A 5,608-nucleotide genomic window follows, 5' to 3' on the forward strand; every position below is an offset into this window, starting at 1 on the left:
TTTTCACGTAGTCGGCGTGCCCTGGGCAGTCAACGTGCGCGTAGTGACGAGTCGGGGTGTCATACTCAACGTGAGAGGTGTTGATGGTGATACCACGAGCTTTTTCTTCTGGCGCGTTATCGATCTGGTCGAAAGCACGTGCAGAACCGCCGTAGGTTTTAGCCAGTACGGTAGTGATCGCTGCAGTCAGGGTAGTTTTACCGTGGTCAACGTGGCCGATAGTACCGACGTTAACGTGCGGTTTTGTACGTTCAAACTTTTCTTTAGACATCGATTGTCCCTCTAAGACACGGATAAATCGGTGGTATCACCACATCAACCAAGCATTTGCTCGTTGAATCCAGAACAGAAAGAAAATCAGGGGGCGAGAAATTAAGAAGTGGTGCTGATAGGCAGATTCGAACTGCCGACCTCACCCTTACCAAGGGTGCGCTCTACCAACTGAGCTATATCAGCACATCTTGGAGCGGGCAGTGGGAATCGAACCCACATCATCAGCTTGGAAGGCTGAGGTAATAGCCATTATACGATGCCCGCATCCTGGAACTCGGCTACCTGATTTTTCTGTAGAATTTTGGGATGGAGCAGGATTGTTCATCACTCGGCTCGCATCCTTCGGGCCGGCTGCGCCTTGCGCTGCACAGCTCGAACCTTGCCGAAGGCTTTCGCCCTCTCCTCCCGCTATCAACCGTTGCGGCATTTATCGCATTTCAGTTAATCGCCGAAGGCAAGATTTGGTGGTGGGGGAAGGATTCGAACCTTCGAAGTCTGTGACGGCAGATTTACAGTCTGCTCCCTTTGGCCGCTCGGGAACCCCACCAGATTTTAACTACTTGTGACTTGAATGGTGCCGGCTACCGGAATCGAACTGGTGACCTACTGATTACAAGTCAGTTGCTCTACCTACTGAGCTAAGCCGGCATCAAGTGCAGCGCATTCTAGGTAGAGCGGGCGACCTATGCAACAAAAAAATTGCTTTACGCGCACTTTCGCTCACAAATCAGTCAATTTTGCATACTGTCATGCAATTCGCAGCCTGCGGCGTGCAAACATTCATCACTCGCGGCAATCATTCTCTACAATTTTATCCACTTTTTGCAAGCCTTGAGCGCCGCTTTCTCCGTGTCGGGCTTCTCAAAACACTTAACCCGCAACGGTAAACTGTGAGCGGGATCGATGCACCAAAAAGGGGATACCTGCCCCGGACCGAGGCGTGAGCTACACTGATCCCTCACCCTTTTGCCGTCGTCATGCCTTTCGCCGCTGTGGCTCAGTTATTGCTTCTCTTCATTACCCCCATATCTGGAGGAATGACTCATGAAAATAGTGCCTATCAACGCCGCTACGCTGCCGATTTACCGGGATGAATTAGCCCGCCTGTTGACCGATGCCGTCACGCACGGCGCTTCTGTCGGTTACGACACCTTAATCCCTCACGAAGACGCCGAGAGTTACTTCCACAGTCTGCGACCGGCCCTGGCTAAAGGTGAACTGCTGCTGTGGATTGCCCGCGACGAGCGCGGCGTCGTTGGCACCGTGCAACTCGAACTCTGTCAGAAGCCGAACGGCCGTAATCGTGCGGAGGTGGTGAAGCTGTTGGTGCATAGCCGCGCTCGCCGCAACGGCGTAGGTCAGGCGCTGATGAAGACGCTGGAGCACGTAGCGCTGCAGCAGCAACGCGGGCTATTGTACCTGGATACGCAGGCCGGTTCGGCAGCAGAAGCGCTTTATCGCAGCCTGGGTTATCGCTGTTTGGGCGAGCTGCCGGATTATGCGGCGGGGCCCGATGGGCATTACCATCCGACCGTTATTTATTATAAACGCCTGTTCACCGTGAACCAACCTTCGCGCGCCATCGCCAGTTAACCTTCAGGCGGTATCCGGCCCCGATGATGCCGCCTTGCAACCCCGCTTTATCAACTGCGCGCCGCTTCGCACAATTGACATAAACTGCTGCCTATCGACAACTTTTGCGAAAAAAGTCTACGCCAAAAACGAAGCTGTCTATAATATGCAGCTTGTTTATTCTCTGGAGTTGGCGTCCGGCGCCTTTCCCAACCTGCGTTAACAGGCAGAATTTGGCTTATGATAAAAAGAGATCAATCTTTAGCAACGCCTTACCTACAGTTCGATCGTACCCAATGGGCGGCGTTGCGAGATTCGGTGCCGCTGACGTTGTCGGAAGAAGAGATCGTTAAACTGAAAGGGATTAACGAAGATCTCTCGTTGGAAGAAGTTGCGCAGATTTATCTGCCGCTGTCACGGCTGTTGAACTTCTATATCAGTTCCAACCTGCGCCGACAGGCGGTGCTGGAGCAATTCCTCGGCACCGACGGGCAAAAGATTCCCTATGTCATCGGCATCGCCGGCAGCGTAGCCGTTGGTAAGAGCACGACCGCTCGTCTGTTGCAAGCGTTGCTGAGCCGCTGGCCTGAACATCGCAGCGTGGAGCTGATCACGACCGACGGCTTCTTGCATCCTAATAAGGTGCTGAACGAGCGCGGTCTGATGAAGAAAAAAGGCTTCCCGCAGTCTTACGATATGCATAGCCTGGTGAAATTCGTGTCGGAAGTGAAATCCGGCGCCAAACGCGTCACCGCTCCGGTTTATTCTCATTTGATCTATGACGTTGTGCCCGAAGGTAATAAAGTCATCGAGCAACCGGATATTTTGATCCTGGAAGGGCTTAACGTATTGCAAAGCGGCATGGATTATCCTCACGATCCGCATCGCGTATTCGTTTCCGATTTTGTCGACTTCTCTATATATGTCGATGCTCCGGAGACGCTATTGCAAAGCTGGTATATCAATCGCTTCCTGAAATTCCGTCAAGGCGCATTTTCCAATCCCGATTCTTATTTCCATCACTATTCAAAATTGCCGGAACCGGAAGCGATTAATATCGCCACGCAATTATGGAATGAAATTAACGGGTTGAATTTGCAGCAGAATATATTGCCTACACGCGAACGCGCCAGCCTGATCATGACCAAAAGCGCTAACCACGCCGTTGAAAGCGTGCGTTTAAGAAAGTAAGCCTACCGTTCGATTCAGGGGACGTTGCCGTCCCCTGCTTTCTCTAACTATTCTGCGCTGCGCAGCGATATCTCTCCACCGATGAAGGGCTTGATCTCCCCGTCTTGTTCCAGCAGCAACGCGCCCTGCGAATCGATTCCTCGGGCGATACCCACAATCTGCCGCTCGCCGATAAGCAGCTTGACCGGCCTGTCGATAAAGTTATCCAGGGTACGCCAGCGACCGATAAAGGGCGCCAGTCCGTCTATCTCAAACTGTTTCAACGACTGACGCAGTTCATTAAGCAGGGTTGCAGCCAGCTCATTGCGATCGATCTGAATTCCCGCTTCCTGTAGGTTAATCCATCCTTGAGTAATGGCGCTGGCATTGGTATCACGCATCGCCAGGTTGATGCCGGCACCTATGACCAGTTGAGCCGCATCGCCGGTTTTCCCCGTCAGTTCGACCAGGATCCCCGCCAATTTACGATCGTTCAGATAGAGATCGTTAGGCCACTTCACGCGCACATCGGCCGCACCGAGACGCTGCAGAACTTCCGCCATCACCATCCCGATCACCAGGCTAAGCCCCATGGCCGCAGCCGGCCCCTGCTCCAGTCGCCAGAACATCGACAGGTATAAATTAGCGCCGAATGGCGAGATCCACTGCCGCCCGCGGCGCCCTCTCCCTGCCTGCTGGTATTCAGCGACACAGGCGTCACCAGAGTGCAATTCGGCAATGCGGTCCAGCAAGTATTGGTTGGTGGAATCGACCACCGGCAACACGCTTACACGCTTGTCTTCCAGCAGGCTGAGGATGCGCTCGGCTTCCAACAGTTGGATGGCGCCAGGCAGGCTGTAGCCTTTGCCGGGCACGGTAAAGACATCCAACCCCCATTCGCGAATGGTCTGAATATGCTTATTGATCGCCGCACGGCTCATGCCCAGTGACTCACCCAGGTGTTCCCCGGAATGAAATTCACCGTCGGCCAGCAGCGCGATCAGTTTTAACGGAACCTTGGTATCTTTCATGACAGCACCGCCACGGCATTCAGCTCACCGGTCGCGCCAATAAAACGCACCTCAGGCTCCAGCCAGACGCCAAATTTATCGGCCACTGTCTTGCGTACGTGGCGCGCCAGCGCCACCACATCCTGGCTGTGGGCGTTGTCGATGTTCACCAGCACCAGCGCCTGCTGACGGTGTACCGCAGCGCCGCCGATACGATATCCTTTCAGTTCGCATTGATCGATAAGCCATCCGGCGGCCAGCTTCACCTGGCCATCCTGCTGTGGATAGTGCGGCATGCCGGGATATTTGGCGATGAGTTCTGCGGCTTTCTCTGCGTTCACCAGCGGATTCTTGAAGAAGCTGCCGGCATTACCGGTTTCACGCGGATCGGGCAGCTTGCTGCGGCGCATGGCGCATACGGATTCAAATACCTGAAGCGGCGTCACCGTAGCGGGATCCAGCTTGGCCAGATCGCCGTAGCTCAATTTGGGTTGCCATTGCTTGTTGAGACGCAGGCCCAGCCCGACAATGACATGCCCGGTTTGGAAACGGTGTTTGAAAATGCTTTCCCGGTAACCGAAACCACACTCGGCAGCCGGAATGCGATCGATAGCACCGGTAGAGAAGTCCAGCAGATCGACATACTCGCAGACGTCTTTCAATTCGACGCCGTAGGCGCCGATGTTCTGGATAGGGGCGGAGCCGGCCAATCCAGGAATCAACGCCAGGTTTTCCAGGCCGCAGATCCCGGCCTGCAGCGTATATTGCACCAGGTCATGCCAGTTTTCACCGGAGCTAACGTGGAGATACCAGGCATCGTTATCTTCCCGAACATCGATACCTTTCAACTGATTGACCATTACCGTGCCAGAAAAATCCTCCAGGAACAGCACGTTGCTACCTTCACCGAGAATCAGCAGCGGCTCCTGACGCTTTCGCGTTTGTTGCCACACTTTGAGCATCAGCTCAATTCTATCGGCGATGATCAGGTGCGCTGCGTTGACCGGGAGCGCAAACGTATTGTGGTTTTTTAAAGACGCGCTTTCAGTAGACATAACGTTCAGTACCCATAAAGAAATAATCTTTCGCCTAGTCTACTCGATTCGAGGCGTCTGGCTAATATTTGTTTTAATTAACGTGAAATTTATCGCCTAATACACCGGAGAATTAAGAATTATCCTTGATATAACCGGAGAATTAAGAATTATCCTTGATATAACCGGATAATTCTCATCAACATCTTCATAAATAGATATTTTTATTATTTAAATAATAATCTGGAGCTATCAATTATATATTTAGCTAGCTTTTTCTCTGACAAAAAACATTATGCTTCCTTATGAAAATAAGCAGCATATGCCAATAGAGGTATTTCTATAAGCAATAAATACAGCCAGGGAATTTATTTTCCCCATAGCAAAAAGCCCTGAACGTCAGTTCAGGGCTTTCGGCTTGTTTTGATGCCTGGCAGTGTCCTACTCTCGCATGGGGAGACCCCACACTACCATCGGCGCTACGGCGTTTCACTTCTGAGTTCGGCATGGGGTCAGGTGGGACCACCGCGCTATTGCCGCCAGGCAAAT

The 5,608-nt window shown here is 52.6% G+C and carries 5 protein-coding genes, 4 tRNA genes, 1 rRNA gene and 1 other RNA gene; 2 read left to right on the plus strand and 9 right to left on the minus strand.

Going from position 1 to position 5,608, the window contains the following annotated elements; genetic code table 11:
* From ABTW55_RS14285 to ABTW55_RS14310, 6 genes are all read right to left on the minus strand, one after another.
* Positions 1-271 (minus strand): GTP-binding protein (locus ABTW55_RS14285; RefSeq protein WP_048955487.1); only part of this gene is annotated, 271 nt, incomplete at its 3' end.
* 109 nt (positions 272-380) lie between these two features.
* Positions 381-456: transfer RNA gene (locus ABTW55_RS14290), tRNA-Thr, on the minus strand.
* A gap of 6 nt (positions 457-462) precedes the next feature.
* Positions 463-537 (minus strand) — tRNA-Gly (locus ABTW55_RS14295).
* Between the two features lie 36 nt (positions 538-573).
* Positions 574-689: non-coding RNA, RtT sRNA (locus ABTW55_RS14300), on the minus strand.
* A 46-nt stretch (positions 690-735) separates the two neighbouring features.
* Positions 736-820, minus strand: a tRNA-Tyr gene (locus ABTW55_RS14305).
* A gap of 25 nt (positions 821-845) precedes the next feature.
* Positions 846-921: transfer RNA gene (locus ABTW55_RS14310), tRNA-Thr, on the minus strand.
* A gap of 396 nt (positions 922-1,317) precedes the next feature.
* On the opposite strand from ABTW55_RS14310, the gene ABTW55_RS14315 reads away from it, so the two are divergent.
* Together ABTW55_RS14315 and coaA are read left to right on the plus strand one after the other, a co-directional pair.
* Entirely contained in the window at positions 1,318-1,866 is a 549-nt protein-coding gene (locus ABTW55_RS14315) for a GNAT family N-acetyltransferase (protein WP_033650029.1), read from the plus strand.
* Between the two features lie 219 nt (positions 1,867-2,085).
* Complete coding sequence (gene coaA, locus ABTW55_RS14320) at positions 2,086-3,036, plus strand: type I pantothenate kinase (RefSeq protein ID WP_033636718.1); 951 nt, start codon at positions 2,086-2,088, stop codon at positions 3,034-3,036.
* 47 nt (positions 3,037-3,083) lie between these two features.
* Here coaA and birA read toward each other — a convergent pair whose 3' ends face one another.
* From birA to rrf, 3 genes are all read right to left on the minus strand, one after another.
* Positions 3,084-4,046 (minus strand): bifunctional biotin--[acetyl-CoA-carboxylase] ligase/biotin operon repressor BirA, encoded by a 963-nt coding sequence (gene birA / locus ABTW55_RS14325; protein WP_033636716.1) that lies wholly within the window; start codon positions 4,044-4,046, stop codon positions 3,084-3,086.
* On the minus strand, positions 4,043-5,080 hold the full coding sequence (gene murB, locus ABTW55_RS14330) for a UDP-N-acetylmuramate dehydrogenase (RefSeq protein WP_033655350.1): 1,038 nt from the start codon (positions 5,078-5,080) through the stop codon (positions 4,043-4,045). The genes birA and murB overlap by 4 nt, the downstream gene beginning before the upstream one ends.
* 407 nt (positions 5,081-5,487) lie before the next feature.
* A 5S ribosomal RNA gene (gene rrf, locus ABTW55_RS14335) occupies positions 5,488-5,603 on the minus strand.
* Positions 5,604-5,608 lie beyond the last annotated feature (5 nt).

It is taken from the genome of Serratia sp. SM04, assembly GCF_040280225.1.
GTDB lineage: Bacteria > Pseudomonadota > Gammaproteobacteria > Enterobacterales > Enterobacteriaceae > Serratia > Serratia sarumanii.